Below are 1,486 nucleotides of genomic sequence, written 5' to 3' on the forward strand. Positions count from 1 at the left end.
GCATATCCAGGGCGACCCTCTATCGCATGATGTCGCGTTACGGCGGCTTCGTGAACTATCTGCGCCAGCGCCGGCTGCATCGTTGCCGCGATGATTTAGGCGATCCGTCACAGGTCCATTTGTCGATTGCCGAAGTGGCCGAGCGCTGGGGCTTTTCCAATGCTTCGGCCTTCAGCACGGCGTTCAAAGACCTGTTCGATATGTCGCCGCGCGATTTCCGGCAGATGTCACGCGGACGCGCCCGTCGCATTAACGATCTGGGCTCCGAAAGCGACTGGAGCCGGTGGCTGGCGGCGATGCGCTGAACCTGGGTCCGAGGTGTCAAAACAAGACGCAAGAGACGCACGGAAAACTATCTGAGACGACAGGAAAAAACCTGAAAATAAACGTCACGGGCCGGCCGGCTTCGTGTTGTTCCAGCTGACCTCGAGCCTTAGCAGGCGGTTCGCCGGTAGAGGCGATTTTGTCGTGCGCCATGCCTATGTATGGTGAACGCTGTTCGGGGAAGCATGCGGGCTGCATGCGAGAGGCTGAAAAATGAAAATGACGTCGCGCGAGATGCAACGGATCGCCGCTCTGGTTGATCGGGTTGTGGGCGATCTGGATGTAAGGGCTGCCGATCTGGCGGCGCGAGATCTGGTTCGTGTCGAGGCGCAAGCGGTCCTGACCGATATTTCGCGCCTGAAAACCCAGGGCGCCGCACGATTGAAGGCCAGTCTCGAGCGACTTGTAGCCCTGATGGAAACCAGGGACGTGGTGGCCGCCTCTTCACGTCCGCGCGCGACCTTGTCGTTGAAAGCGCTGGCCAAGGCCTTTGCGGCCCTGGCGGGCGGAGCCGTCGCGGCGCTGCCCGTGTTTGCGGCTGCAGCATCGGTTGGGGACATCGTCATCGACCCGACCACGAGCACCCGGATGGAGGTGGTCGAGATTGTCGCGACCGGCTTCGTCGCCAAGGACAGCGCCGATAACCAGTATTTCGTCTACACGCCGCCTGCTGTGGGCAGTCAGGCCGTAGTCAGCGTCACGTATGACGCCAACGGCGGCCAGACCGAAGTTCGCAGCACCGTCCTGCGCTACACGGTTTCGGGTGGTGGCACGGCGACGGCTGTGACTTGGGCCAATGGCTTCCCGACCGATGGAAGCGGCAAGGCCATTACCGGGGTGGTCTATGGCACGCCTGCCTCGGGCAGCGGCGAGACGGCTGTCCCTGAAGTAGTCGCCGGTACCGTCACCGTCTTTGAAAGCCTCGGCGGCGGCGTCGACGAGCACTCCACGGACATCGTGTCGGGCAGTGGCGACCTGAACCGCTTTTCGCTGATCCGTGCGGGCAAGAACGGTTCCAATGGCCGCACCGGCGCAATCTTTGTTCCGGCGACCGCCGGTGGTGCAGGGGCCAGCGGCGGGACGATCGGCACGGCCTCTTCGCCGTACAATGTGACGATCAGCAATAATGTCGTTTCGACCTCGCCCACCAATGCGCCGGGGG

2 protein-coding genes are annotated in these 1,486 nt (G+C 62.5%); both read left to right on the forward strand.

All coding sequences use genetic code 11. The features are described 5' to 3' along the window. Positions 1–305 (forward strand): helix-turn-helix transcriptional regulator (locus tag HX774_RS16300; RefSeq protein ID WP_178828499.1); only part of this gene is annotated, 305 nt, incomplete at its 5' end. A 232-nt stretch (positions 306–537) separates the two neighbouring features. Then, the coding region (locus HX774_RS16305) for a hypothetical protein (RefSeq protein WP_218650476.1) at positions 538–1,486 on the forward strand (949 nt) is incomplete at its 3' end.

Origin of the sequence: Brevundimonas sp. P7753, assembly GCF_013386595.1 — a bacterium.
Lineage (GTDB): Bacteria > Pseudomonadota > Alphaproteobacteria > Caulobacterales > Caulobacteraceae > Brevundimonas > Brevundimonas bullata.